Origin of the sequence: Rhodococcus sp. NPDC019647 (assembly GCF_044389235.1) — a bacterium.
Taxonomy (GTDB): Bacteria; Actinomycetota; Actinomycetes; order Mycobacteriales; family Mycobacteriaceae; genus Rhodococcus_F; species Rhodococcus_F oxybenzonivorans.
In genome coordinates this window covers 507,310-533,648 of sequence record NZ_JBIRXS010000002.1, presented here as the reverse complement: position 1 = coordinate 533,648, position 26,339 = coordinate 507,310, and the positions used below count along the sequence as shown (strand labels likewise).

Genomic DNA, 26,339 nt, shown 5'->3' with positions numbered 1-26,339 from the left:
TCGGTGCTCCTAGTGGGCGACGATGTTGAGGTTGCCGAGACGGTCGACGGTGCCGGTGGTGCCGTGGGGGACGACGACGGTGGTCGTCGGGACCTCGACGATCGCCGGGCCGGACAGTACGTGTCCGGCGAGCAGCTTGCTGTAGTCGTAGACGTCGGTGTCCACGTATCCGATCCGGCCGTTCAGGCAGACCTTGCGGGTGCCGATCCTGGCGGCCGATGCATCGGCGGAGTCCGCGGACTTCAGTTCCGGCAGCGTGGGGGAGAAGGGCAGAATGCCGGTCGCGCGCACCCGGTAGGTAATCGCCTGGATGCCGGCTTCCCGGAATCCGCTGTCCTCTCCGTAGAGTTCGGCGTACCGCTGCTCGAACAGATCCGACGCCTGCGCGATCCCGACTGCGTCGAGGTCTCCGGCCGGGATCGGGGTGGCGACCTCGGCGAGCTGCATGGTGTAGCGCATGTCGATCTCACGCTCGATCTCGACGCCGGTGAACGTCAAGCCCTGTCGGTTGATCTGTTCGAGCACCTGGTTTTCCAGTTGCGTGAAGTTGCGCTCGGCGCGGGCGGGGTCGAGGGGCATGGCGGCCGGGTCGGACAGTTCGGCGGCGAGGACGATGTTGGACGACGCGAGACCGTACGCCGAGAAGGCCGACGCGACCTGGCCGAGCGGAACGATGACCTCCCGGACACCGACCTCGGCGGCGTAGGCCGCGCAGTGGGCCGGGCCGGACCCGCCGAAGGCGTAGAGGACGAAGTTCCGGGGATCGTGGCCGGCCTCGACCACGGTCTTGCGAAGCAGGTCGCCGGTCTGGGCGTTCTGGACCGCGTAGATGGCCGCGGCGGCGTCCTCGATCGACAGACCCAGCGGCTCGGCAATTCTGGTACGGATCGCTTCGCGCGCAAGGTTTTTGTCGAGCGGTTTACGCCCGCCGAGGAGGCCGCGTTCGGGCAGGATTCCCAGCACCAGATTGGCGTCGGCGTTGGTCGGTTCGGTGCCGCCCTGGCCGTAACAGGCCGGGCCCGGGACGGCCTGCGCGCTGTGCGGGCCGATTTGCAGGTTGCCACCGGCGTCGATCCAGGCGATGGCGCCACCGCCGGAGCCGATGGCGTGGACCTCGAGGGTCGGCACGTTGATCGGATGGTGGTTGATGATCGTGCTGGAGGAACGGACGGGCTCCCCGTCGACGACGAGTCCGACGAGGAAGGTGGTTCCGCCGACGTCGGTGGCGATGATGTTGCGGTGGTCGAGTTGCTTGCCGAGGGAGACGGCGCCCACCACACCGCCGGTCAGCACTGATCCGACTGTGCTGATCGCGTTCTTCGGTGCCTCCGCGGCGGCGACTGCGCCACCGTTGCTCTGCATCACCAGCAGAGGTCCCGCGAGTTGGAGCTTGCGCAGCTTGGACTCCAATTCGCCGAGGTAGTCCCGGAGCCCGGGCCCGATCTGGGTGCTCATGATGGTCGTCGCGTTGCGGGCGAACTCGCGGATGCGGGGACTCACCTCGCTCGACAGGGAAACGAACATCGTCGGGTCGATTTCGTGGACGAGTTCGCGAATGCGCTGTTCATGCACGGGGTTGCGGAACGACCACAACAGCGAGACCGCGATCCCCGACACCTTCTCGGCGAGGAGCTCGCGGATGGACTCGCGGGCGGAGTCCTCGTCGAGGGCGACGACGACGTTGCCGTCCCGGTCGAGCCGCTCGGTCACCTCCAGGGCGTGCTTCTTCGGGACGAGACCGTGGGACTTGCTCTGTCCCATCACGTTCTGGAGCTGTTCAGGTGAGCTGCCTAGATAACGTCCTTCGACGTTCATGATGTAGATCGAGTCGCGGTGGCCCTTGGTGGTGAGGAAGCCGACCGGGGGCACGTTGCCCATGACGAGGGCGTTCAGGGACGAGGTGGTGCCGTGAGCGATGTGGTGCGTGTTTGCCAGCATCTCCTCGATCGGGCATCCCAGCTGCTCGGCGAGCGCCTCGAGAACGTCGATCACGCCGCGTGAGTAGTCGGGCGGGGTCGAGGGAGCCTTGGCGGCGAGAACAGTGCCGGCGTTGTCGTCCAACACCGCGTCGGTGAACGTGCCACCGACGTCCACTCCAATTACATATGCCATTGCCGCTGTGCTCCTTCGTGCCGGGGGTATGCGACGGGGTGTGAGGTCATCCTCGAACACCTCCTTACGTCAATGTCGAGTATTCGACGTGACTGACGACCTGTCAAGTGCTGAATGTGAGGAGGGACACGAACGTGGCTCAGGTCGGCATCGTTGCTCGCGGGGCCCGCCAATCCCGAGGCTTGACGAATCGTCATTCGCGTCGAATAATCGTCGTGAACGTAAATATCCGGCAGGGCGGACCGCGCTCCCAGCTGCCATTCCAATCAGAAGGGCTACGCCATGGGCATTCACCGCATCGGACTCGTCGTACCGAGCTCGAATGTGACCGTCGAAACGGAAATGCCGGCCCTGCTCGGCCGACATACGAAGGCCCAGTTCTCATTCCACTCGAGCCGCATGCGGATGCAGGCGGTGTCTCCGGAACAACTGCGAGCGATGAACGCTCAACGCGAGCGGTGCATCCTCGAACTCGGTGACGCAGGCGTCGACGCCATCCTCTACGCATGCCTGGTCGCCCTGATGTCAGTGGGACCCGGGGAGCACCAACGCGTGGAAAGCCTGGTCGCCGAGCAACTGGCGACCGGGGGTTCCGACGCAGTGGTCCGCTCCAGCGCGGGCGCCCTCGTCGAAGCGCTCCATGCCCTCGACGCGAAACGGATCATCCTCGTCACGCCCTACATGCTTCCGCTCGCCGAGCAGGTCGTCGCCTATATCGAGGCGGAAGGCATTGCGGTGTCCGACTGGCGCGCTCTCGAGGTCTCGGACAACGCCGAGGTCGGCTGCATCCCCGGCGAACGGGTCATGGAAGCGGCACGATCGCTCGACCGCACCGGAGCCGATGCCATGGTGATCTCCGCCTGCGTGCAGATGCCCTCACTCGACCTCGTCCAAGGCGCGGAAGACGAATTCGACCTGCCGGTGCTGTCGGCCGCTACCGCCGGCGCCTACAGCCTGCTGCGCGCACTCGACCTCGACGTCGACATTCCCGGAGCCGGAAGTCTGCTGCGCGCCGACGCGCCGGCTGCCGCCCGCCAGTAACCGAACCCTTGGGAGAGTTCACCATGTCCGAACTGCAGCACACCGTCAGAGGCGTTGACCACGTCGCTTATCCGACCTTCGATCCCGCCGCCACCGTGAAGTTCTATCGCGACGTTCTCGGGTTCCCGGTCGTACACTCCATCTGCGCCGCCGGCTGGGGACCGGAGAAACACCCCGACTTCATTCACTTCTTCTTCGACATCGGCAACGACGACCGGCTCGCCTTCTTCTACTACTTCGGCCTCGAACCCTTCGACGGCGGACCACAGGGCGACTCGTACTCCCGCTTCGATGACGACGTGCCCATCTTCTTCATCCGCTCGCGTCATCTGGCCATTCATGTCGACAGCGAGGAGGACCTGACGGAATATCGGCGGCGACTGGACCACAGCGCATGGCCGGTGGAGATGCAGATCCAGCACGAGACGATCGAGTCGATCTACACCCATGACCCCAACGGGTACATGATCGAGATCACCCGGGCGCTGCGTCCGGTCACCCCGCAGGAAGATCTCGACGCGAACCTCACCATCGACGCCCTCGTCGACGTGGTGACCGGCCCCGATCCCAGCATGGCCGCCCTGCTGACTCGCAAGGCGGAACTGATCACCGAACGCGCGGCCGCCTGGCAGCAGGAACAAGAATCGAAGGAGGTGGTGACCCGATGACGACCTTGTTCGTCCTCGACGTCCCGGAGAACACCGCGGTCGCCGAAGTCGCCGGTCAGGATCCGGCGGTCACCGTCGACCACGTCGGTCCCTACTTCCGGATCGTCTCCGAGACGGCCATCGTCATCGACCGCCGCGCCACCGGCTGCCGCCACGCCGTCTGGTACAGCAGTGTCGCCGGGCTGGCGCAGTCTCGAATTACGCAGTGGGACAAGGACGTCATGCGGGTCGAGCCGCGATGAGTGAGGACTCACGGTTGGGCGCCGGCCGATATATCGACGCTGCTCGAGCTCCCGAGGCCACGGTGACGTCGACGCACGAGCTCGCCACCGCCGACGGTGCCACGGTCTCCGGCGTGCTGCGGGTCGTTCCTGGTGCGCGCACCGTCGTCACCTTGATGCACCCGCGTCAGGATCTGACTCATCATGTGCTCGTTCCCGAACTGCTCGCCCGTGGGTTCGCGGTGTGGACGCAGGGCACCCGGTCGGTCAACAACGACATCGCCCTGGTGCATGAGCAGGCGCTGCTGGATGCCGCGGCCGGACAGGTGTTCCTGCGGGAGAAAGGGTTCGAGTACGTCGTCAGTCTCGGGCACTCCGGAGGCGGGACCCTCTTCGCGTTCTATCACCAGCAGGCCGCACTACCGGCAGAGGAGCGGTTGACCCGTACCCCGGCGGGACGACCGATCGATCTCCCCGGCGCCGAGATGCCGCTGCCCGACGCGGCGATCTTCATGGCCCCGCACCCCGGACAGGGGGCACTGCTGTTGCGGTTGATCGACCCGTCGGTCACCGACGAGTCGGACCCCCTCGCCGCCGATCCCGACCTCAACCCCTTCGATCCTGCGAACGGTTTCGCCGAACCGCCGCACAGTTCCTCGTATCCACCCGATTTCGTCACCCGCTACCGGGTAGCGCAGCACGACCGGATCGCCCGCCTCGACGCGATCGCCCGCGCACGAGTCGACGAAGCCGCCGATGCGCGTCGCCGATACAAGCGCACCGCGGACCCGGCGGATCGCCGCGCCGCGTTAGCGCCCCGCGTCCTGAGCGTGTACCGCACCGACGCGGACCTCAGGTTCACCGACCTGTCCCTGAGCCCGAACGAGCGTCCCTACGGGTCACTGTTCGGCCGGCGACCCGACCTGACCAACTACGGACTCGTGGGCTTCGGACGGTTCGCCACTCCGGACGCCTGGCTGTCTACCTGGTCGGGTCTCAGCAGCAATGCCGACTTCCTCCGCTGTGCTCCCGCCGTCACCGTCCCGACACTGTTTGTCGAACTCACCGGTGATCAGGCGTGCTTCCCCGAGGACGCCACAATGATGGTCGACGCCCTCGGATCGACCGACACAACGCACGTCCGCGTCGCCGGCACCCACTTCGGAGGGCCGATCCGGGATGGCGCTCCCACCGGCGCCAGCCTGGCCGCCGCCGAGATCGGCGCGTGGCTCGAAACCCGCTGCACGTAACGCGTCCCTAGTGCGGCGTGGGGTAAGTGATTTGACGGTCTTGTTTGAGACAATGAGGCATGCGAGCTGCTCCTTTGGTTTTGCGCGACGGAGATCGGGATGTGCTGACCGCGTTGGCGCGGTCGAAGTCGGTGCGTGCGGATTTGGCGCAGCGGGCGCGGATGATGGTGTTGGCGGCAGACGGGGAGTCGAATGCGCAGATCGCGCGGACGGTCGGGGTGTCTCGGCCGACGGTGATCCTGTGGCGTTCGCGTTATGAGCAGTTCGGGACCGCGGGGCTCGAGGACGAGTTGCGGTCGGGGCGGCCTCGGAAGGTCGACCACGCCGCGATTGTGACCGCGACGTTGGCTCCGCCGCCGAAGAATCTCGGGGTGACGCACTGGAGCAGCCGGTTGCTCGCCGACCGATTGAAGATCAGTAACACCACGGTCGCGGCGGCATGGCGCGAGTACGGTGTCAAGCCCTGGCGCAGTGAGACGTTCAAGTTCTCTACCGATCCGGAACTGGTCGCCAAGGTCACCGACATCGTCGGGCTGTACTTGAATCCGCCGGACAACGCGATCGTGCTGTGCGTGGACGAGAAGTCGCAGATCCAGGCCCTGGACCGGACGGCACCGATGCTGCCGATGCGGATCGGTTCGGTCGAGAAACGCACCCACGACTATGTCCGACACGGCACCTCGACCCTGTTCGCAGCCCTGGACATCGCTACCGGGGAGGTCACCGGGCTGTGCAAACCGAGGCATCGTCATCAGGAGTTCCTCGTCTTCCTCAAACACCTCGCCCGCGCCTACCCGGACCGGGAGCTGCATCTGGTGATGGACAACTACGCCACTCACAAGAAGGCCGAAGTCCGGGCGTGGTTGGCCGAACATCCGCGTATTCATGTGCATTTCACGCCCACCTCGGCATCGTGGATGAACCTGGTGGAGGTGTGGTTCGGGATCATCGAGCGTCAGGCCATCCACCGCGGAACCTTCGGTTCCGTCAAGGATCTGACCACTAAGATCCGCGCCTTCATCAACGGATGGAACACCCGCTGCGCGCCGTTCGTCTGGACCAAGACTGCCGACCAAGTCCTTACCAAGGCAAACCGTCAAGTTACTTCAACAACAGGCCACTAGCCACCGATGCATTCACTCTGACCTGCCTCCGGCGGGACAGCGTGGTCATGTCACTTCGAGCGGAGACACCGATGTCTGCCCGTATCGCCCCTGCCGCGCCCGTCGTCGGACTCTGCCTCATGGCACTGATCCTCGAGGGGTATGACCTCCTGATGTACGGAACAGTGGTCCCCTCACTGTTGAGCTACGACTCCTGGAACCTCGACGCCACCCAGGTGGGAATGCTCGGCTCCCTCGCCGGAGTCGGCATGCTCGTCGGCGCCCTGCTCGCCGCGGCCGTCGCCGACCGTTGGGGCCGCCGCTGCACTCTCCTCACCGCCGTCCTCGTCTTCTCCACGGCGATGGGGGTGTGCGCGTTCGCACCCAGCCCCGAAGTGTTCGGGGTCGGGCGTGTTGCGGTGGGACTCGGGGCCGGTGTCCTGATGCCGACCGCGGCAGCAACATTGATCGAGTTCGCCGAACCGGGTGCTCGGGCCCGGTCGGTGGCGCTCGGGTTCGTCGGCACCAGCATCGGCGGAATACTTGCCGGAGTGCTGTCGCTGTGGCTCGTGCCCGAGTACGGGTTCCGGGCGATGTTCCTGGCCGGGATGGTGCCGGCACTCGTCTTCCTTCCGGTGATGCTCCGATACCTGCCGGAGTCACCGGCCTATCTGAATGCTCGTGGCCGGCATGAGGCCGCGGCGGCGATCGCCGACCGCTATCACCTCCAGCACGCCGCGAGCTCCGCTCTGGCCGCGCCCAGCCCCCGACGCGGGCTGCGCGCACTGTTCGGCGCGGACCGCACTGTCGCGACGCTGCTGTTCTGGGGCATGACCCTGGTCTGCCTGCTCGTATTGTTCGGCGTCGCGACCTGGCTTCCCGCGCTCATGAAGTCGGCCGGCTACCCGCTGGGTGCCGCCTTGTCGTTCCTGCTCACCCTGAACGTCGGCGGCGCGGCGGGCGCACTCATCGGTGCCGTACTCGCCGACCGGTACGGTATAAAACCCGTCACCGCAACCTTCTTCGTCATTGCCGCAGTGTCTCTGCTGCTCGTCGCCACCGCCCCGCCGCTCGCGGTCATCTATCTACTGGTACTGCTCGCGGGTGTGGGCACCACGGGCACCCAAATCCTGCTCAACACCTTCGTCGGCACCTTCTACCCGGCATCCAGCCGGGCCACCGGGCTCGGCATGGCATTGGGAGTGGGCCGGATCGGTGCGATCATCGGCCCCACATACGGGGGACTTTTCGTCGCACTCGGCGCCGGCACCACCTGGCAACTGCTCGCCTTCGCCGTCCCCGCCGTCGTCGGCGCCGTACTGACGCTGCTCGTACCGCGGCATACCGCGGCCGACGCGGCCATCCCTGTCGCTGAGAACGTTGAACAGAAAGCAGTGTCATGACCATTGATTTCACGGGCCAGGTCGCCATCGTCACCGGGGCCGGCGGCGGACTCGGCCGCGCCCACGCCCGCGCCCTCGCAGCCCGCGGCGCTCACGTCGTCGTCAACGACATCGCTGGATCCGCTGACGAAAGCTCCGCCGACAACACTCCGAACACGCCCGCAGACCGGGTCGTCGCCGACATCACCACCCGCGGCGGCTCGGCAATCGCCGACTACGCCGACGTCACCGACTATCCGCAGGTCACCGCCATGGTCGACCGGGCCCTCTCCGCATGGGGCCGGGTCGACATCCTCATCAACAACGCCGGAATTCTGCGAGATGCCAGCTTCCGCAACGCGAGCATCGACGACTTCCGCACAGTCCTCGACGTCCATCTGATGGGTGGCGTGCACTGCAGTAAAGCCGTATGGCCGCACATGATCACCCAAAAGTATGGCCGAATTCTCATGACGACCTCCGCGTCCGGGATCTACGGCAACTTCGGGCAAGCGAACTACGCCGCAGCCAAATCGGCGCTCGTCGGCCTGATGAACGTGCTCGCGATCGAGGGGCAATCCAAGGGCATTCGAGTCAATGCGCTGGCGCCCCTCGCGACGACTTCCATGACCGAATCGATTTTCGACGTCACGGCCGCCGAACTTCTGACTCCGGAGTCGATTACGCCCGGTGCGCTGTTCTTGGTCTCCGAGGATGCACCGACCAAGACGATCCTCGGCGCCGGCGGTGGAACGTTCGCGGTCAGCCGCATGCTCGAAGCCCACGGCGTCTTCCTCCCCGCGGATGCCAGAACCCCAGAAGACGTTGTCCGTCACTGGCCTCAGATCAACGACTCGACGGCGCAGTCGGGCACCGACAGCACTGCAGCCCAGATTCAGCACTTCGTCGAAACCGCAATCCGGGCCACACCCGACAGAGGAGACTGCTACCCGGAGTGACCAGCCGTATACAACCTCCGGTTGGTCTGCGCAAGTTGCCATTCCGTTTGCTGCGCGAGGCGGTCGAGCTGGGCGGCGTCGAGCCGGTCGCAGACGAAATTCCAGTGCACCGCGACACAATCGCCGACGGCGAGGTCGGGGACGAAGGCTCCCTCGGGCACTGTGTAGTCGGCGGGCACTTCCCGGTCGGGTCCGAGGAAGAGCTGCCCGTGCTCGAACATCAGCGGTCGTGAACGGACCACTGCCCGGTCGGCCGTGAACCCCACCACCTCACCCCAGCCGATCCGGCACGAGTCGAGGACGTGCAGCGGTTGCGGCATCCCCGTGTCGAGTAGTCGCGACCACGGGTAGACGCCGAAGACATGGAAATTGTGTGTCGGAGCCGCTTCGACGAGGAGCTCCCCGGTCAGGTGTTTCCAGTAGTGTCCCGCTGTCGACGCCAGCCGCGCGAGGAGGGTTGCGCCGAACTGGGCTCGGTCTATGCGGTCGATCAGGTCGTCGGCCGTCCAGTAGGCACGGACCACCCGCTCGTCCAGGGGGTCGGCGATGCCCGCGAGTTCCGCGATCACCTGTTGATACGGCCAGGCGCCGCTGAACTGCCGTGCCAGCGAGAGCACATCGACGTCGGTGGCCTGACCGCACGCGAGCGCCTGCAGTCGCTCGGAACCCGGAGGGCCGCAATACCCGAGCGCATTCGGGGCGTGCGCGTACTGCGCGAACAGGCGGTGCCCCGGCAGCACCGAATGTTCGAGCGACACCATGGCAGTCAGGCTCGCTGCCCGAGCAGCTGCGCGGTCTCGCGGTGCAACCGGCCGAAGTTGTAGTAGGCGGCGCAGGCGCCCTCGGGAGAGACCATGCAGGTGCCGATGGGTGTCTCCGGTGTGCAGGCCGTCCCGAACACCTTGCACTCCCAGGGCTTGATGACACCCTTGAGTACCTCACCGCACTGGCATGCCTTCGGGTCGGCGACGCGGATGCCCGGCATCGAGAACTTCTCCTCGGCGTCGAATTCCGCGTAATTCCGGTGCACCTTCAGTGCGCTCTGCGAGATGAACCCGAGACCACGCCACTCGAAATGTGGTCGCAGCTCGAACGTTTCGGCCATCAATTTCAGCGCCTGCACGTTGCCCTCCGGGCGCACCACCCGCTTGTACTGATTCTCGATCTCGCAGCGTCCCTCCCGGATCTGCTGGAGCAGCATGTGCACCGAGGCGAGAATGTCGAGGGGTTCGAAGCCGGCGACGACCATCGGCTTGCCATACACCTCGGACACGAAGCGGTACGGGCGCAGTCCGACCACCGTGGACACGTGCCCCGGGCCGAGGAACCCGGACAGCCGCAGGTCCGGCGACTCCAGGATCGCCTTGATGGGCGGAACGATCGTGACGTGGTTGCAGAACACGCTGAAGTTCGTCACCCCGAGCGCCCGCGCCCGCACCAGGGTCACGGCCGTGGACGGCGCCGTGGTCTCGAAGCCGACCGCGAAGAACACCACCTGCTTGTCCGGATTGTCGATGGCCACCTTCAGGGCGTCGAGCGGTGAGTACACGAACCGGACGTCCGCGCCCCGCGCCTTGGCCTCGATGAGATTGCCCTTCGAGCCGGGCACGCGCATCATGTCGCCGAAGGTGGTGAAGATGACACCGGGCTGTTCCGCGAGCCACATCGCGTCGTCGACGCGGCCCATGGGGATGACGCACACCGGGCATCCGGGCCCGTGCACCAACTCCACCGATTCGGGCAGCAGGTGCTCGATACCGTGACGATAGATCGTGTGGGTGTGGCCGCCACATACTTCCATGAACTTGAACTCGTCACCGCGGGCCAGCTCGGTGATGGACTTGACCAGGGCTCGCGCCGCTGCGGGGTCGCGGAATTCGTCGACGAACTTCATCACTTACCTCTGACTCTCAGGCGATCTCGGACGAGTTGAACGCGTCGATTTCGTTCACATAGTCGGCGCCCATCTTCTGCACCTGGTCCAGGGTGAGTTGCGCCTCGATTTCGTCGATCTTCGCCATCGCGAACCCGACGTGCACGAGCACCCAGTCACCGACCACCAGGTTGTCTTCGGCGAGCAGTCGAACACTGATCGTTCTCTGGACGCCGTTCACGTCCACCTTGGCCAGATGCTGTTGGGCGTCGACGATGTCGACCACCTGACCGGGTATTCCCAAGCACATCGGGTTTCTCCTCTCCGGGAGGTTCTCAGCAGATCCGGGGGAGTGGGTCACCGACGAGCATGTCGACGATCCGGCTGCCGCCGAATGATGTTCTCAACGCGACGATTCCTGGAGGTTCCCTCAGAATCTCGCCCACGACTGCGGCATTCGCTCCGCGAGGGTGCGCCCGCATCGCCGTCACGGCGGCCTCGGCTTCCTCCGCCGCGACGACGGCCACGAACTTGCCCTCGTTCGCGACATACAGGGGGTCGATGCCGAGCATGTCGCAGGCACCGAGCACCTGCGGTTGGATCGGCAAGGTTTCCTCGTCGACGATGACGGCGACCTGGGCGGCCTTGGCGAGTTCGTTGCAGACGGTTCCGACACCGCCGCGCGTGGCGTCGCGCATCCACCGTGTCGACGGCGCCGCCGCGAGGAGCGCCTCCACCACTCCGTTCACCGGCGCGGTGTCCGAGGCGATGTCCGCTTCGATCGCGAGGTCACCCCGCGCCAGCATGACCGCCATTCCGTGTTCCCCGATGGTGCCGGACAGCACCACCTTGTCGCCGGGCCGGACGAGGTCCGGCGACAACCGCCGACCGTCGGGGATCACACCGACGCCCGCCGTGGAGATGTACACGCCGTCGGCGGCGCCCTTGCCCACCACCTTGGTGTCACCGGTGACGATCTGCACCCCGGACAGAATCGCCGCCTCACTCATGTCGGCGACGATCTCCTTCAGCTCCGCGATGGGAAAGCCTTCCTCGATGACGAATGCCGCCGACAGCCACTGCGGCCGCGCACCCGACACCGCGAGGTCGTTGACCGTGCCATGGACGGCGAGGTGACCGATCGATCCACCAGGAAAGCGCCGCGGCTGCACCACGTAGGAGTCGGTGGAGAAGGCGAGCCGCTCACCGGAAGGCAATGCCAGGGCCGCGGCGTCCCCGAGCTGTTCCAGTTCTTCGTTGCGGAACGCCTCCACGAAGACGGCATCGACGAGCGCGGCCGACGATTTGCCACCTGCCCCGTGCGCGAGGGTCACCACCTCGTCCAGCAATCGCGGCCGACGCTGACGGAACTTGTCGATGCGCTCGAGCACGCGGTCTTCGCGCTGAGCCGAGGTGGCTGGTTCGGTGGTGCTCATGCATACGCTCCCGGTCTCGCGAGATGTTCCTGGGCGACGGACCACAACCGGTACCCGAGCATCGCGTGGCTCTCCTGAATGCGATGAATGCTCTGCGAGTGGATGGTGAAGCAATAGTCCAGGTAGTCGGCAACCGCCATCCGGCCGCCTTCGTGTCCCGCGAACCCGATGGTCAGAAGACCTCTGCTCTTCGCCTCGGTCAGCGCCGTCATCAGATCGTCGGAATTGCCGGAGGTCGACAACGCAATGGCCACGTCCCGATCCCGGGCGTGGGCGATGATCTGTCGCTTGAAGATCAGGTCGAACCCGACATCGTTGGCCAATGCGGTCACCACCGCCTGGTCGGCGGCGAGGGACCAGGCCGCGACGGGGCGTCCGCGCGCCGGACGACTGAACAGGGTCGCCAGGGTCGCGGCATCGGTGGAGCTGCCGCCGTTGCCGAACGTGTAGAGGCGGCCGCCGCGCCGAAACCTGTCGGCCATCTCGATGCCGGCCGCTGTCAGGCCTTCGCCGTACTCCTCGAGTGAGGCCCGTTGCAGCCGTGCACTTTCGGCTGCTTTCCCACGCGCCGAGGCGGCCAGGTCGTCGAGGAGGCTCTTCGCGTCCGTCTCCTCGGAGTCGATGAACGGGTAGAGAAAGTTGGTGCTCTCGGAGTCGTGCGTGGTCATCCTTCCCTCTCCTGCTCTGCTGCGCGGGGCTCTGTGCCACCGAGTCGGGTGATCGCTGCGCCCGCATGGACGAGGACCAGATCGTTCGGCCGCACGTCGGGCAACACGCTGACGTCCACCCATTCCTCACCTGTGGCGGTGCGCACCAGGGCAGGGCCGAGTGCGTCAGCGGGCTCCAGCACCACTTCACCGAGACGGCCCTCGTCGCTGCAGGTGACGCAGCCGGTCTGGGTGCACTCTTCGGTGTCGGGCTTCAGCAGCCCCGAGTGCTCGAAGCAGACGTGCGTGAGCTCCCACAACAGGTGGTACATCAGGACGAATCGCCCGGTGGCCGGGACCATCGGGTCGTCGGAATCGACCCACAGGATGTGATTCGCCGCTCCGGCGGGTGGACGCGGACCCGCCCCGATCCACAAGGTTTCGACGCCCCACGCCGGGGCGCGGCGCATCGCGTCCACGACGGCAGGCTCGTCGGCCGACGCGACCGCCAGCAGGACGTCCCCGGGCCGGCTCGCCACCCGGGATTGCGCCACGGGGTCGGGCTCGACGAGTGCGACCGACGGCAACGCGCGTTTTCCCATGATCACCGGGTGTACGAATTCGACCGCCACATGGTGGGCGTGCGGCTCCCATTGAGGTGAGATGACCCAGAGCGTCGCGCCGTCGTGGAATCTGCGCGCAAGGGCAAGTGATGCGGCGGCAAGGTCTGCCGACAGGTCCGTGTCGACGAGGTGGCCGCCCGTTTCGATGATCGTCATTGACTTCGCTCCCGTCCCCGGGCCGGTCGGTCGGGGCTACCGACGTCACGGTCCGCGCATGGTCGCCGCGGCACCGATCACCGCCTGGCCGAGGGAGAGTCCTCCGTCGTTGGGAGGCACCCGGTGGTGGGTGAGGACTCGATAACCGCTGCTCTTCCAGTGTGCTCTCAACAGACCGAGGAATAAACGATTTTGAAAGACTCCACCGGTCAGTCCGATCGTGGTAATGCCGGTGGTGGCGACGGCGAGGTCGACGAGCGTGGCGGTGGCCTCGGCCAGGGCATGGTGGAAACCGAGTGCCAGTTCCGCGGGAGGCGTTCCCCCGCGGACACCCGCGATCAGGCCCGACAGAAGTGAATGGATCCCGATCTTGTCGCCGTCCACGTCCATGGTCAGCGGGGCGGGGTGAGTGGTGGTGCGAGCGAGCGCCTCGAGTTCGATGGCGGCCTGCCCCTCGTAGGTGACGCGGTGACGAACACCCAATAGAGAGGAGACCCCGTCGAACAGACGGCCCGCGCTGGTGGTCCTGACGCAGCCCCTGCCCGACACCAGTTGTGACGCGACCGCCGCGCGTTCCGGCGCCGGCAGCGCGTCCGTGCAGGGGAGTCCGTCGAGGTTCCCGATCCCGGCCTCGTGCAGGAGGGCGAGTGCCACCCGGGCCGGGTTGCGGACGGCGGCATCACCGCCGGGAAGAGAAAAGGGCTGCAGGTGTCCCAGACGCCGGGTGCTCAGCACGTCGGGGCCGACGAGGAGGAGTTCGCCGCCCCACACCGTGCCGTCGCAGCCGTATCCGGTGCCATCGAAGGCCACACCCAGCACCGTTGTGTCCAGCAAACCCTGTTCCGCCATCAGTGACGCGACGTGTGCGTGATGGTGCTGGACGGTGTGCAGAGGGGTGCCGGTCCGCTCGCTGTACCGCTGCGCCCAGTGATGGGTCGAGTATCCGGGATGCGCATCGGCGATCACTGCCTCGGGCGAGATGCCGTGGAGGTGCGTCAACTGCTGCACCGACGTCTCGAACGCCCGCAGACTTTCGAGACTGCCCATGTCGCCCAAGTGCGCCGAACAGAAGGCGTAGTCCTGCCGGGTAAGGCAGAAGGTGTTCTTGATCTCGGCACCGACCGCCAGCACCTCCGGGCTGTGCTGCGGGAGTACGACCGGCAGTGGTGCATAACCGCGGGATCGCCGGATCGGCAGGACGGTGTCACCGTCGACCGACAGCACCGAGTCCTCGCACGGCACGGCGATGCGGCGGTCGTGCATCAGGAACACGTCCGCGATGCCCCGAAGCCGCGTGCGCGCATCGTCGTTGTCGAAGCACAGCGGTTCACCGCTGAGATTGCCGGAGGTCATCACCAACGTCCGCGGCGGTGTCACCCGGCCGCCCGGGGTGCGCGCGAACAGCAGATGGTGCAGCGGCGTGTACGGGAGCATCACACCGAGGTCGTCGATGCCGGGAGCGATGCCCTCGGACACGGAAGCCGAGTCGTGCTTGCGCAGCAGGACGATCGGCCGGGCGGGATGCTGCAGCAGGGCAGTCTCGAACTCGGAGATCCGGCACAGTTCCCGCGCCACGGAGAGGTCGGCCGTCATCACCGCGAACGGCTTGTCCGGCCGATGCTTGCGCTTGCGGAGGATCGCGACCGCCGCGCTGTCGGTGGCATCGCAGACGAGATGGAACCCGCCGAGACCCTTGACCGCGACGATCCTCCCGCCCTGCAGCGCCCGCTGCACGGCGAGCAGCGCGGTGTCATCGCCCGTGAGACGTTCACCGTCCACTTCGGCGAACAGGTGCGGACCGCAGTCGGGGCAGCAGACCGGCTGCGCGTGGAACCGGCGATCACCGGGGTCGCTGTACTCGGCCGAGCACCGCTCACACAACGGGAAGTCGGCCATTGTCGTGTTGGGCCGGTCGTAGGGCAGGTCGGTGATCACGGTGAAACGAGGTCCACAGTTCGTGCAGTTGATGAACGGGTGGCGGTACCGGCGGTCCTGCGGATCACCCAGCTCGCGGAGGCAATCCGTGCACGTCGCCACGTCGGGTGAGACGAGCGTTCTCGCACCGGCGACGTGACGGCTGTCGATGATCCGGAACGAGTCGTCGCCCCGCAGCGGCACTGCTTCGACGGCCACGTCCACGATGACCGCCATCGGCGGCGCGTCCGCGTGGAGCCTGCGGGTGAACTCCGACAACGACGCGGTGGGACCTTCCACCTCGATGAACACGCTGACGTCGTCGTTGCCGCAGTGGCCGCTGACACCGAGGTCGTCGGCGAGGCGGGCGACGAACGGGCGGAAGCCGACGCCCTGCACGACCCCGTGAACCGTGATGCGCGATCGTTCGACCGTCATCCTCGGATGATTCTCCGGTCGATGTCCCGGGCGCAAGAGCCTTCCGTGGCGACGCCCGTGTGGAGCGGAAGGGCGCCGGTGATCAGCCCGGGCTATTCCTCTTCGGTGGCGCGGGCGCCGGTGACGGTGTCGATCAACCCGTAGTCCCGCGCGTCGTCCGCGGAGAGGATTCGGTGTGCGCGCATGTCGTCGATCACGGTGTCGACGGGACGTCCACAGGAGTCGGCGATACGACTTTGCAGCCTGCGTAGTTGCCGCGAGTGGTGTTCGGTGGCAGTGGCGATGTCCGATGCCGCACCGGCACACGTGGTCCGCGGTTCGCGGAGGTGGAAGGTGGCGTGGGGTGCTGCCGTCCGTTTCTCGGCGGGAGACAGGAGGGCCACCGCCACGCTCGCTACGGCGCCCTGGCAGTGGACATGCAGCGGCACGCTCATCAGATCCAAGGTGTCGAGCAGGGCGGCGGCCGCGTCGACATCGGCATCGACGCTGCGCAGCCACACCTGGACCGCCCCGTCGCCGGACGCGTCGAGCAGGGCGAGTGACGCCGCCGCGCGGTTGGTGGCTTCGCTGCCGAGCCTCCCGGTCAACGTCACGATCCGTTGATCGAACAGGCGCTCGGCGAGCCAGTCGGAACTGGGAGCGGGGACCGACGTGACGTGCATCGGCGCGGGTGGCTGCCGCGGATCCGGTTGCCACGGTGTGTGGAACGGCGGGACGGGCGGCGGTGAGGGTGGTGGCCAAATCATGGTGATGACTCCTGTTGTGCAGAGATCGTCCAGTCGACAGTCCGGCCGACGGCCGCCGCATACCGCTCGAGCGTCGAGAGCCGAGGATCGATGTCACCGCGCTCGAGGCGTGCAATCGCGGACTGCGACGTGCCCATCTGTGCCGCGATGTCGGTCTGGGTCAGTCCGTGCTCGAGCCGGGTGGCGACCAGTTCGTCCAAGAGCGCTCGACGCCGGCCGGACAGGTGTTCCAATCCGGGAAAGGCAGTGCGCCGAGGTTCGGTCGACATACCATCGATGATATCTCGAATTCGATATACGGAGGGGTGCTCATGGCGAAAGTTCGTGCGGCTGTCGTCGGCGGCGGCATCATCGGTCTGGCGGTCGCCCGGGAACTCCTGCACCGGATCGACGGCCTCGAGTTGACGCTGTTCGAGAAGGAGGCCCGTGTTGCGGCCCATCAGACCGGCCACAACAGTGGAGTCGTCCACGCCGGTCTGTACTACACCCCCGGCAGCCTCAAGGCCCGGCTGTGTCTGCGTGGTGTCGCCCTGCTCCGGCAGTATGCACAGGACAAGGGTGTGCCCTACGAGGAATGCGGCAAAGTGGTGATCGCCCACGATTCCACTGAAATAGCTCGTATGAACGCCATATTCGAGCGTGCCGTTTCCAACGGGGTGCCGGACGTCCGGTTGCTCGACGGCGGCGCGATTCGGGACATCGAACCGCACGCACGCGGAGTCGCCGCGATCCATTCCCCGAGAACTGCGATCATCGACTACGTCGCGGTGGCGGAGGCGCTCGCAGGAGACGTCGGCGCGGCCGGTGGAAGGGTACGACTCGGGACCGAAGTGGTGGGGCTGGAAAGCCGGGCGCGGGAGGCTCTGGTTGCCACCTCCCACGGGACCGAGTCGTTCGATCTGGTGGTCACCTGCGCCGGCTTACAGTCGGACCGCGTCGCGGTACTGTCCGGTGAGTCCCGATCACCGCGCGTGGTCCCGTTCTCCGGCGACTACTTCCTGTTGCAACCCGAACGTTCGTCGCTGGTGAAGGGACTGATCTATCCGGTGCCGGATCCTCGCTATCCGTTCCTCGGCGTCCATCTCACGAAACGGATCGACGGCCGGATCATGCTCGGCCCGAACGCTTTCCTTGCGCTCGGCCGGGAGGCATACACGCGGCGGGACTGGTCGGTGCGCGATACCGCGTCGGCGATCGGGTTTCCGGGGTTCTGGCGGTTCGCCCGCGGGAACGTAGCGGCAGCCGTGCGTGAAGCCCGCACCGTCCTGAGTACGGAGGCGTTCGTGCGGGAGGCACAGAAGTACGTGCCCGATGTGTGTCGCGCGGACGTCACCCGTGGTCCCCGGGGGATACGGGCCCAGGCCATGAACGCCGACGGAAGCCTCGAGGACGACTTCGTCATCACCGGGGCGCACCGCGTCATTCACGTCCGGAACGCGCCCTCCCCGGGTGCGACGTCCTCGCTTGCCATCGCCGAATACGTCGTCGACGAGGCGCTCGCGCGCGCAACCGGGTGAGCTTGCCGTGACGTCCGACCGCCGCAACGCTGCAGTCGGAGGGTCAGCGGCGTCGCAGCTGGAGCGTGAAGCCCTCGGGCATGAGGGTGAGCCGCTCGGCGATCTTCAACTGATAGTCCGGATCACCCACGATGTCGTAGCGGCGCAGAATGGTCCCCAGAACGAGCACGGCCTCGTGTACCGCGAATTGTCTTCCGATGCAGGCGCGTTCGCCGGTGCCGAAGGGCTTGTACACGTGCGCGGGACGCGACCGGATTCGTTCGGGCAAGAAGTTGTCGGGGTCGAAGGCCTCGGGATCGTCCCCCCAGACGGGGTCGCGGTGCAGCGCGGGGATGAGGACGAGGACCCAGTCGCCGACCTTCATCGGATACTTGCCGACGAGGGTGGTGTCGACGGTGGCCTCCCGGCCGTAGGCGGGCGCCGTGGGCCACAGCCGCAGCGACTCGTCGAGCACTCGTCGCACATACCGCAGTTTGGCGATCTGCTCGAACCCCGGTGTCTCCTCGCCCCACACCTCCTCGACCTCGGCGCGAGCCTTCGCAAGCACCTCGGGGTGACGAGAGAGGTAGTAGAGGGCGAAAGACAGCGCGCCGGAAGTCGTCTCGTGTCCCGCGACGAGGAAGGTGACCACCTGATGACGGATGTTCAACTCGTCGATCTTGTCGGGGTGATCTTCCCGGGCCGCCCGCAACATCAGTTCGAGCAGGTCCTCGGGGCCCGCGTTGCCGCTGCCTCGGCGGGCCCGGATCACCTCGTCGACCACTTCGGCCAGATACTCCAGATTTCTCGCATTGCGGCGATCCGCCCTGCGTGTCAGGAGTCGCCCGATCGCGGACGTCTTCACGAACGTCGTCCGCTGCGAATGGCTGAGTGCGCCCACCATTGCCTGCACGAATGGGTGCGGACGTGGACGCTCGAACGAGTCGAACGAATAGCTGAAGCCCGTGCGGCCGATCGTCTCGAGGGTCAGCTTGGTCATGTCCGAAGACACGTCCACGGGTGTGCCGTCGGTGCGGCGGTCCCAGTACTCGGTCAACTCGTCGGCGACGTCGAGCATCGTACGGTGGTACGAGCGCATCGCCGGCTTCGTGAAGGCCGGCGCGAGCAGGTTGTGTCCCTTGCTCCAATTGGGCTCGTGGTTGTAGGCGGTGAACAGCCCGTCTCCGCCCAACTCCCGCAAGGAGGCGACGCCGGGAGCGAGGTGTTTGGCGAAACGGGACTCGTCCGACAGTTCCGCCACCATGTCGGCGCCCGAGGCGAACACGAAGCGGTTACCGAGGACATCGCGTTCGAAGATGGGCCCGAGCGTCTTCCCGATCTCCATCGAATTCTGCAATGGCGTGCGGATGTTGATGCCGAGCACGTCACCGAGTACCGGTAGTCGCCAGCGGGGATGAGGAATAGCCGCGGTGTCGCGCTCGCGAAGTGATTCGACGCTCATATTGCCCCCGGTGTGTCGCGCACTACTGAATTGATGTCTAGTACGCAAGGTACGCCTTACTGAATCGGTGTCAAGTAGTAGCGTGAGTCAGCATGACCAGTGCCCGCCGCCGCCTCGACCCCGAACAGCGGCGGACGCAGCTACTCGACATCGGCGCGCGTTTGTTCGCCGACCGGCCGTACGAGGACGTGTGGATCGAGGAGGTCGCCGAGCTCGCCGAGGTGTCGCGTGGGTTGATGTACCACTACTTCCCGACGAAACGAGACTTCTTCGCGGCCATCGTCGAGCGCGAGTCCGAACGGCTCCTCGCGGCCACTGCCCCCGACCCGTCGTTACCCGTCGAAGAGCAGGTGGCGGCGGGCCTCGACGCGTATCTCGAGCATGTCGCCAGCCATCGGCACGGGGTGCGGGCGGTCAACTTCGGTGCCCTGTCGGCGGATGCCGACATCCGGGCCATCGTCGAGCGCGAACTCGACGCGCAGCAACGCCGGATCGTCGACGCCCTCGACCCACCGGCGGACGACCGTGAGCTCATCGGTGTCGCGGTGCGCGGCTGGATCGCCTTTGTCCGAGCGGTGTGTATGGACTGGCTCGATCACCCGTCGATCCGCGAAAGCGAACTGCGGGACCTCTGTCTGCGGTCGCTGACCGGCATGCTCGGTGGGTGGCCGGAATGAACCCCGTGATCATCGAGCGAGAATCGACTGTCGATGCACCCATGGACCGGGTCTGGGACCGCGTCGTGAGCCCCGAGGGCATCAACGACGAGTTGCGGCCCTGGTTGACGATGAGTCTGCCCCGCGGCGCCGGGTCGATCACCATCGACACTGTTCCCGTGGGCGACCCCCTCGGCCGCGCCTGGCTCAAACTTTTCGGCATTCTGCCCTTCGACTACGACGCCCTGACCATCGCCGAGCTCGATCGGGGACGACGGTTCCACGAGAAGTCGACGATGCTCAGCATGCGTCGTTGGGAGCACGAACGCACTCTGACTCCGTGCGAGGACGGTCGTACTCGGATTTCTGACCGGATCACGTTCGAACTTCGTACTCCGATGGCGATAATGGCGCCCTTGATCGGTCGCGTGGTGCACGCCCTCTTCGGTCACCGGCACCGTCGCCTGCGGCGTCATTTCGACCGACCGATCACCAGTCGGTGAATCAGCCGTGCCGCGGTGCGTGCGGTGCGCTGGTCGATGTCGTATACAGGATTGAGTTCGGCCACATCGCAGACCGCGAGTTTTCCACTGGCGGAAACGGTGTCGCAGATGAACTGCACTGTCTCGACCGGAATGCCGAACGCGGCGGGCGCACTCACTCCCGGCGCGACTGCAGCGGGTAGAGCGTCGAGATCGATGGTCAGGTAGACGAGGTCCACGCCCGCCAGGAATTCGAGGACGAACGCGTGCACGGCAGCCCGGTCGAGCGAGTCGTCGTCCGACAGATGGCGCACACCGAGTCGCCGGGCGGTGTCGAACAGCGCTGTCGTGTTACTCGGCTGGGCGATGCCGATCACCGAGTACTGCACTGCGGTTCCGGCGGCACGTTCGCGCTCGAGAACTTGCCGGAACGGCGTTCCCGACGTCGCCACCGGATCGGGGCGGAGATCGAAGTGCGCGTCCACGTTGAGGATTCCGATTCGCCGATCCGAGGTTCTCAGCGCGGACCGGGCCAGACCGAGGTACGTCCCGTACGCCATTTCGTGCCCGCCGCCGAGGACGACCGGGAAGTGACCCGCGTCGACGACGGCGCCGACCGCGGCCGCGAGCGCCTCCTGCCCGGCCTCGAGCCGATCATCGACGACTGCGATGGTGCCGGCGTCGTACGCCCGAATCGGGTGGGGCAGCGCCATGGAGGAAAGTGCGGACCGCAACGCGTCCGGTCCGCCCGCCGCCCCCCGCCGCCCCTTGTTTCGTGCCACCCCTTCGTCACTCGCGAAACCGAGAAGCACGGTCGCCCCCGGTTCGGCTGCGGGATCGAACGGTGTGACCACCTGATGCCAGCGCAGATGCTCCGACGTGGAGCCGTCCACTCGCCCCGACCAGGTCGGCGGGGGAGTGGACACCGGAATCGGCACGTTCACGGCCGGCACCGGGCGGCCGAGTATGCAAGGACGCCGCGGCGCCACACGTCGGTGATCAGGGGGACGCCCGGGCGATAGGCGAGATGCAGATACGACGGTGCATCCAGCGCCAGGGCGTCGGCACGGGCGCCGGGACGCAAAACCCCGACGTCGTCTCGTCGCAGTGCCCGTGCACCCCCGGCTGTGGCAGCCCAAACGGCCTCGTCCGGTGTCATGTGCAGTTCCCGTACTGCGAGGGCGATGCAGAACGGCAGGCTGGTGGTGTAGCTCGTCCCGGGATTGCAGTCCGCGCCGAGTGCCACTGTCACCCCGGCGTCGATCAGGGCGCGGGCGTCGGGGTACTTGTTCCGGGTCGAGAAGTCCGCTGCCGGAAGGAGAGTCGCCACTGTGGAACTGCCGGACAAGGCGTCGAGGTCGGACTGCGTGGTGTAGCAGACATGATCGACGGACGCGGCCCCCAGCTCCACTGCCAACTGGACGCCCGGTCCCTGGCCGAGCTGATTTCCGTGTACCCGCGGGATCAGGCCTCTCGCCATCCCGGTAGTGAGGACCGCGCGTGCCTGATCCCGGTCGAATGCCCCTCTCTCGCAGAAGGCGTCGATCCACTTCGCCTCGCTTGCACACGCGTCGATCATCTCCGCGCACACCATGGTGACGTAGTCGTCGGTGCGCCCTTCGTATTCGGGCGGCGGCACGTGCGCGGCGAGCAACGTGACCTCGTCGGTGAGCGACGCCGCGATCCGGGTGCAGCGCAGTTCGTGTCCGATCGTCTGGCCGTACCCGGTCTTGCATTCGACGGTGGTGCTGCCCGACCGCAGCGCTTCGGCGAGGAGACGACGCGAATTGGCCTGTAGTTCTTCGTCGGTCGCGGAGCGTGTCGCTTCGATCGTGGTGCGGATCCCGCCCGCGGCATAGGGGTGCCCGGCCATGCGCGCGGCAAACTCCTCGGCACGTTCGCCGCCGAAGACGAGGTGCGCGTGGCTCTCGACGAAACCCGGGAGGACGGCCCGGCCGCCGAGATCGTGTCCGGCATCAGCGCTCGGGGCGGTTCCCGAGGGCCCCACCCACGCCACCGTGCCACCGTCGAAGACGACGGCCGCGTCGCGGAGCAGTCCGAGCGGACCGGCTCCGGCGCCCGGATCGTTGGTCACCAGCATGCCGATGTTGGTGAGGACCGTCGAGCGGGCGGCGTTCGTCGTCACGACGCACCCTCACCCTTCGGACATCGGTATGCGCACACCGCGCTTTCTGGCGATGTCGGCGGCGTGTTCGTATCCGGCGTCGACGTGCCGGACGATTCCCGTTCCGGGGTCGTTGGTGAGCACCCTCGTCAGTTTCTGCGTCGCCAGGTCGGTGCCGTCCGCGACACAGACCTGCCCGGCGTGGATGGAGCGCCCCATCCCGACGCCGCCGCCCTGGTGGATCGACACCCACGACGCACCGGACGCAGTGTTGAGCAGTGCGTTGAGCAAAGGCCAGTCGGCGACGGCGTCGGAGCCGTCCGCCATCGCTTCGGTCTCGCGGTACGGCGAGGCGACCGACCCCGAATCGAGGTGGTCACGGCCGATCACGATGGGCGCCGACACCTCACCGGAGGCCACCATCTCGTTGAACCGCACACCCGCGAGGTGCCGCTCGCCGTACCCGAGCCAGCAGATGCGGGCGGGCAGGCCCTGAAAGGCCACTCGCTGCCCGGCCAGTGTGATCCACCGGCGCAGGTGCTCGTTGTCGGGGAAGAGATCGAGGATCGCGGAGTCGGTGGCGGCGATATCCGCGGGATCACCGGACAACGCGGCCCAGCGGAACGGTCCCCGCCCCTCCTCGAACAGCGGCCGGATATACGCGGGAACGAATCCGGGGAAGTCGAATGCGCGGTCGTAACCGGCCTTGCGCGCCTCGTCCCGGATCGAGTTGCCGTAGTCGAACACCACGGCGCCCCGATCGAGAAACCCCACCATCGCGGCCACATGCCGGGCCATCGACGCCCGGGCGTCCTCGGTGAACGTCACCGGGTCCTTCTCCGCCATCCTCTTCATGTCACCGAAGTCCATTCCGAGCGGCAGGTACGACAGCGGGTCGTGCGCGGAGGTCTGGTCGGTGACGATGTCGATCGGTGCCTTTCTGGCCAGCAACTCAGGGAGCACCTCGGCAGCATTGCCCTCCAGACCGATGGACAGCGGACGCCTCGCGTCGCGGGCTTCCACCGCGAGAGCCAGCGCCTCCGAGATGTCTGCGGCCTTGACGTCGAGGTAATCGAGCGCGATCCGGCGATCGATGCGGGTGACGTCGCAATCGACGCAGAGCGCGACGCCCTCGTTCATCGTGACCGCGAGCGGTTGCGCGCCGCCCATCCCGCCCAGGCCCGCAGTCAGGGTGATCGTTCCCGCGAGCGTGCCACCGAAGCGGGCGCGTGCCACCGCGCCGAAAGTCTCGTACGTGCCCTGAAGGATGCCCTGCGTGCCGATGTAGATCCAGGAACCCGCTGTCATCTGGCCGTACATCATCAGTCCGAGCGCCTCGAGCCGGCGGAACTCCTCCCAGTTGGCCCAGTCACCCACCAGGTTGGAGTTGGCCAGGAGCACCCGAGGCGCCCACTCATGCGTGTGGAACACCCCGACCGGTTTCCCGGACTGCACCAGCATCGTCTCGTCCGACTTCAGGGTCCGGAGCGTCCTGACCATCGCCTCGAAGGCGTCCCAGCTGCGCGCGGCCTTTCCGGTCCCGCCGTAGACGACGAGGGAGTCGGGGTGCTCGGCAACCTCGGGATCGAGGTTGTTCATGAGCATCCGCAACGCGGCCTCCTGCGGCCAGCCGAGCGTGGTGAGTTCCGGCCCGCGGGGTGCCGACACCCGTCGTGGCCCGGCAGTCGAAGGCGTCGTCGTCACTGTCCACCCTCCAGCTTTCGATGGTCTCGAGTCAGTGTGGGTCTAGAAGCAGTGTGGGTCTAAAAGCAGTGTGCTCCCGCTGGGCAACGCAGGGGACGGGTTCTGCTGAGCGAGGCGGAACGCGTACGTGGCCGGAAGCGGGCATTTCGGGCGCCATCACCCTTACTTTGTCACGATTGAGTCACGGACCGCTACGGTAGGACATTGACGACGACGCCGATCATGAGAGAACAGATCCTTGTTACGAAGTGACTCGAAGTTCAGGACATATGGCTTTCACGCCGTCGCGGTCCTTGCGGCCGTCTTCTCGCTCGCGTTGGTCGCCTACCGCGAGTACGAGGCGGCGACGGGCTACCTCATGGATCTCTCCGTGTTCCGGGACGCCGGCTACGCATTCCTCAACGGCCTTCCGCTCTACTCTGCTGATTTCCCGAGCAGCTCCGGATTCCGATTCATCTATGCGCCTTTCGCGGCCATCCTTTTCGCGCCGATGTCAGAACTCGACCCGGTGGTTCTGCAGGTGCTGTGGTGCGCCCTGAACATCGCGCTCGTGTGGTGGATGCTGCGGGTGGTGTTCGCCAAGCTCGACATGCGGCGTCCGGACCTTCTCGCACTGATGTCGCTGGGTCCGGTCCTGCTGCTCGAGCCGATGCGCTCGAACTTCGGCTTCGGGCAGGTCAACATCATCCTGATGGCTTTGGTGGTCGCCGACTGCACCGGCGTGATCCCGCGCCGATTCCGTGGCATCGCGATCGGTTTGGCGGCGGCAGTCAAGATCACCCCTGCGGCGTTTCTCCTGGTGCTCCTGGTCCGCCGGGATTACCGCTCCATCGCGCGTGCCTTCGCTGCAATCCTCGCGACCATCGGCCTCGGCTTCTGGCTCCTGCCCCAGTCGTCGGTGTGGTTCTGGACCACCGAATTCTTCGCTACCGGCCGCGCAGGCCCGCCGGACTTCTTCCGCAACCAGGCCCTCACCGGTCTGATCGCCCGGCTGGGAGTCGAGGGCCGGCTCGCCAGTGTCCTGTGGATGGCGTGCGTCGTCGTGGTGGTCGCAGCGGTCGCGTGGTCGGCTCACCGGTTCACCCGGTCGGGGGAACATGTGATCGCGTTGTCCATCGTCGCGTTGGGGTCTCTGCTCGCGGCACCGTTCGCCGTCACGCATCACTGGGCGTACAGCATCCTTCTCATCCCGATTCTCGTCGCGCCTCGCTACCGCAGCTGGCGGCCGGTGGTCGGCGCGGCAACCCTCGTCTTCTTGATCGGCCCGAATTACGTACTGCAGTCCTCGTCGTCGGGCTGGGTGGAGTCGGCCGTGCGTGAGGTCGTCGGAAGCTCGCAATGCCTCGCCGGGGTGGTCCTCCTCTGCGCCGCAGTCGTGGCGGCGCGGTCGCGTACCGCGGTCAGCCCAGACGCCACGGTCGAGCCCGCCTCCGCGGACGCGTTGGAACCCGCCCGGCCCTGAAACGTCCTACCGACGGCGGGCGAATGTACCGTTCAGCGCCTCAGATGCGTCGAACGGTACATTCGCCCGCTGTCGAGGGGGCCGCGCTATCGTCGAAACATGTGCCGAAACATCACCGAACTGCGCGGACTCGAACCGGCAGCCACCGCGGAGGAGATTGAAGCGGCGGCGCGTCAATACGTACGTAAGGTCAGCGGGATTCAGAAAGTGTCGGACGCCAACCGCGAGCCCTTCGAGGAGGCGGTGGCGATCGTCACCGAGGCCACCACCACACTGCTGGCCGCGCTGCCACCTCGGAAGCAGCCGCCCCCCACTGTGCCGCCGCTGCGACGGCCGGAGGTCCGGGCGCGGATCGAGGCGAAGGCTGCGTCGTCCGGCTGATC

Annotated in this window: 26 protein-coding genes; 12 read left to right on the top strand and 14 right to left on the bottom strand. The window is 66.6% G+C overall.

Annotated elements, in window-relative coordinates; genetic code table 11:
* Positions 1-9 precede the first annotated feature (9 nt).
* Positions 10-2,112 carry a hydantoinase/oxoprolinase family protein gene (locus ACH49N_RS07160; RefSeq protein ID WP_358271315.1) on the bottom strand — a complete coding sequence of 701 codons (2,103 nt, stop codon included), beginning with the start codon at positions 2,110-2,112 and terminating at the stop codon, positions 10-12.
* Positions 2,113-2,394: 282 nt separating this feature from the next.
* Between ACH49N_RS07160 and ACH49N_RS07155 the strand changes: the two genes are divergently transcribed.
* From ACH49N_RS07155 to ACH49N_RS07125, 7 genes are all read left to right on the top strand, one after another.
* Entirely contained in the window at positions 2,395-3,153 is a 759-nt protein-coding gene (locus ACH49N_RS07155) for a maleate cis-trans isomerase (RefSeq protein ID WP_250773052.1), read from the top strand.
* Positions 3,154-3,176: 23 nt separating this feature from the next.
* Complete coding sequence (locus tag ACH49N_RS07150) at positions 3,177-3,821, top strand: VOC family protein (RefSeq protein WP_159919199.1); 645 nt, start codon at positions 3,177-3,179, stop codon at positions 3,819-3,821.
* Positions 3,818-4,063 (top strand): hypothetical protein, encoded by a 246-nt coding sequence (locus tag ACH49N_RS07145; protein ID WP_159919201.1) that lies wholly within the window; start codon positions 3,818-3,820, stop codon positions 4,061-4,063. Before ACH49N_RS07150 ends, ACH49N_RS07145 begins: the two co-directional genes overlap by 4 nt.
* Entirely contained in the window at positions 4,060-5,292 is a 1,233-nt protein-coding gene (locus ACH49N_RS07140; protein ID WP_358271313.1) for an alpha/beta hydrolase, read from the top strand. Before ACH49N_RS07145 ends, ACH49N_RS07140 begins: the two co-directional genes overlap by 4 nt.
* Positions 5,293-5,351: 59 nt before the next feature.
* Positions 5,352-6,416 carry an IS630 family transposase gene (locus ACH49N_RS07135; protein ID WP_358271312.1) on the top strand — a complete coding sequence of 355 codons (1,065 nt, stop codon included), beginning with the start codon at positions 5,352-5,354 and terminating at the stop codon, positions 6,414-6,416.
* Positions 6,417-6,487: 71 nt separating this feature from the next.
* Complete coding sequence (locus ACH49N_RS07130; RefSeq protein WP_358271310.1) at positions 6,488-7,798, top strand: MFS transporter; 1,311 nt, start codon at positions 6,488-6,490, stop codon at positions 7,796-7,798.
* Complete coding sequence (locus ACH49N_RS07125; protein WP_358271309.1) at positions 7,795-8,736, top strand: SDR family NAD(P)-dependent oxidoreductase; 942 nt, start codon at positions 7,795-7,797, stop codon at positions 8,734-8,736. Before ACH49N_RS07130 ends, ACH49N_RS07125 begins: the two co-directional genes overlap by 4 nt.
* On the opposite strand, the gene ACH49N_RS07120 is transcribed toward ACH49N_RS07125, so the two are convergent.
* From ACH49N_RS07120 to ACH49N_RS07080, 9 genes are all read right to left on the bottom strand, one after another.
* Entirely contained in the window at positions 8,724-9,497 is a 774-nt protein-coding gene (locus tag ACH49N_RS07120; RefSeq protein ID WP_358271307.1) for a DUF6390 family protein, read from the bottom strand. The two genes, ACH49N_RS07125 and ACH49N_RS07120, sit on opposite strands and share 13 nt — an antisense overlap.
* Before the next feature lie 5 nt (positions 9,498-9,502).
* The gene (hypD, locus tag ACH49N_RS07115) at positions 9,503-10,630 is read right to left on the bottom strand and encodes a hydrogenase formation protein HypD (protein WP_109326808.1); all 1,128 of its coding nucleotides are present in this window, start codon (positions 10,628-10,630) and stop codon (positions 9,503-9,505) included.
* Between the two features lie 16 nt (positions 10,631-10,646).
* Complete coding sequence (locus tag ACH49N_RS07110; protein WP_109326811.1) at positions 10,647-10,919, bottom strand: HypC/HybG/HupF family hydrogenase formation chaperone; 273 nt, start codon at positions 10,917-10,919, stop codon at positions 10,647-10,649.
* Between the two features lie 25 nt (positions 10,920-10,944).
* Positions 10,945-12,045, bottom strand: coding sequence for a hydrogenase expression/formation protein HypE (hypE, locus tag ACH49N_RS07105; RefSeq protein WP_208962682.1), 1,101 nt, complete (start codon positions 12,043-12,045; stop codon positions 10,945-10,947).
* A complete protein-coding gene (locus ACH49N_RS07100; protein ID WP_109326813.1) occupies positions 12,042-12,713 on the bottom strand; it encodes an SIS domain-containing protein in 672 nt (223 codons plus the stop codon). The genes hypE and ACH49N_RS07100 overlap by 4 nt, the downstream gene beginning before the upstream one ends.
* Positions 12,710-13,471: a hydrogenase assembly protein HupF gene (locus ACH49N_RS07095; protein WP_358271304.1), complete on the bottom strand. Its 762-nt coding sequence runs from the start codon at positions 13,469-13,471 to the stop codon at positions 12,710-12,712. The genes ACH49N_RS07100 and ACH49N_RS07095 overlap by 4 nt, the downstream gene beginning before the upstream one ends.
* Before the next feature lie 45 nt (positions 13,472-13,516).
* Complete coding sequence (hypF, locus tag ACH49N_RS07090; RefSeq protein WP_358271303.1) at positions 13,517-15,823, bottom strand: carbamoyltransferase HypF; 2,307 nt, start codon at positions 15,821-15,823, stop codon at positions 13,517-13,519.
* A 92-nt stretch (positions 15,824-15,915) separates the two neighbouring features.
* Positions 15,916-16,485, bottom strand: coding sequence for an ATP-dependent Clp protease proteolytic subunit (locus tag ACH49N_RS07085; RefSeq protein ID WP_358271437.1), 570 nt, complete (start codon positions 16,483-16,485; stop codon positions 15,916-15,918).
* A gap of 80 nt (positions 16,486-16,565) precedes the next feature.
* Positions 16,566-16,838, bottom strand: coding sequence for a helix-turn-helix transcriptional regulator (locus tag ACH49N_RS07080; protein ID WP_159919217.1), 273 nt, complete (start codon positions 16,836-16,838; stop codon positions 16,566-16,568).
* 42 nt (positions 16,839-16,880) lie between these two features.
* On the opposite strand from ACH49N_RS07080, the gene lhgO reads away from it, so the two are divergent.
* Positions 16,881-18,086: an L-2-hydroxyglutarate oxidase gene (lhgO, locus tag ACH49N_RS07075; protein WP_358271301.1), complete on the top strand. Its 1,206-nt coding sequence runs from the start codon at positions 16,881-16,883 to the stop codon at positions 18,084-18,086.
* 43 nt (positions 18,087-18,129) lie between these two features.
* Here the strand turns inward: lhgO and ACH49N_RS07070 are convergent, their stop codons facing one another.
* Positions 18,130-19,527: a cytochrome P450 gene (locus ACH49N_RS07070; RefSeq protein ID WP_358271299.1), complete on the bottom strand. Its 1,398-nt coding sequence runs from the start codon at positions 19,525-19,527 to the stop codon at positions 18,130-18,132.
* Between the two features lie 92 nt (positions 19,528-19,619).
* Here ACH49N_RS07070 and ACH49N_RS07065 point away from each other — a divergent pair, with 92 nt between their 5' ends.
* On the top strand, positions 19,620-20,204 hold the full coding sequence (locus tag ACH49N_RS07065; protein ID WP_317768535.1) for a TetR/AcrR family transcriptional regulator: 585 nt from the start codon (positions 19,620-19,622) through the stop codon (positions 20,202-20,204).
* Between the two features lie 5 nt (positions 20,205-20,209).
* Positions 20,210-20,686, top strand: a complete 477-nt coding sequence (locus ACH49N_RS07060; RefSeq protein ID WP_250773186.1) for a hypothetical protein — start codon at positions 20,210-20,212, stop codon at positions 20,684-20,686.
* Here the strand turns inward: ACH49N_RS07060 and hutG are convergent.
* The 3 genes from hutG to hutU are packed head-to-tail and all read right to left on the bottom strand — an operon-like array spanning position 20,656 to position 24,494.
* The gene (gene hutG / locus ACH49N_RS07055) at positions 20,656-21,603 is read right to left on the bottom strand and encodes a formimidoylglutamase (RefSeq protein ID WP_358271435.1); all 948 of its coding nucleotides are present in this window, start codon (positions 21,601-21,603) and stop codon (positions 20,656-20,658) included. The two genes, ACH49N_RS07060 and hutG, sit on opposite strands and share 31 nt — an antisense overlap.
* Before the next feature lie 2 nt (positions 21,604-21,605).
* Positions 21,606-22,811, bottom strand: a complete 1,206-nt coding sequence (gene hutI / locus ACH49N_RS07050; protein ID WP_358271298.1) for an imidazolonepropionase — start codon at positions 22,809-22,811, stop codon at positions 21,606-21,608.
* Positions 22,812-22,820: 9 nt separating this feature from the next.
* On the bottom strand, positions 22,821-24,494 hold the full coding sequence (hutU, locus tag ACH49N_RS07045) for a urocanate hydratase (protein ID WP_358271297.1): 1,674 nt from the start codon (positions 24,492-24,494) through the stop codon (positions 22,821-22,823).
* A 238-nt stretch (positions 24,495-24,732) separates the two neighbouring features.
* Between hutU and ACH49N_RS07040 the strand changes: the two genes are divergently transcribed.
* Both ACH49N_RS07040 and ACH49N_RS07035 read left to right on the top strand, forming a co-directional pair.
* A complete protein-coding gene (locus ACH49N_RS07040) occupies positions 24,733-25,956 on the top strand; it encodes a glycosyltransferase family 87 protein (RefSeq protein ID WP_358271296.1) in 1,224 nt (407 codons plus the stop codon).
* Positions 25,957-26,055: 99 nt separating this feature from the next.
* A complete protein-coding gene (locus tag ACH49N_RS07035; protein WP_358271294.1) occupies positions 26,056-26,337 on the top strand; it encodes a DUF2277 domain-containing protein in 282 nt (93 codons plus the stop codon).
* The last annotated feature ends 2 nt before the right edge of the window (positions 26,338-26,339 follow it).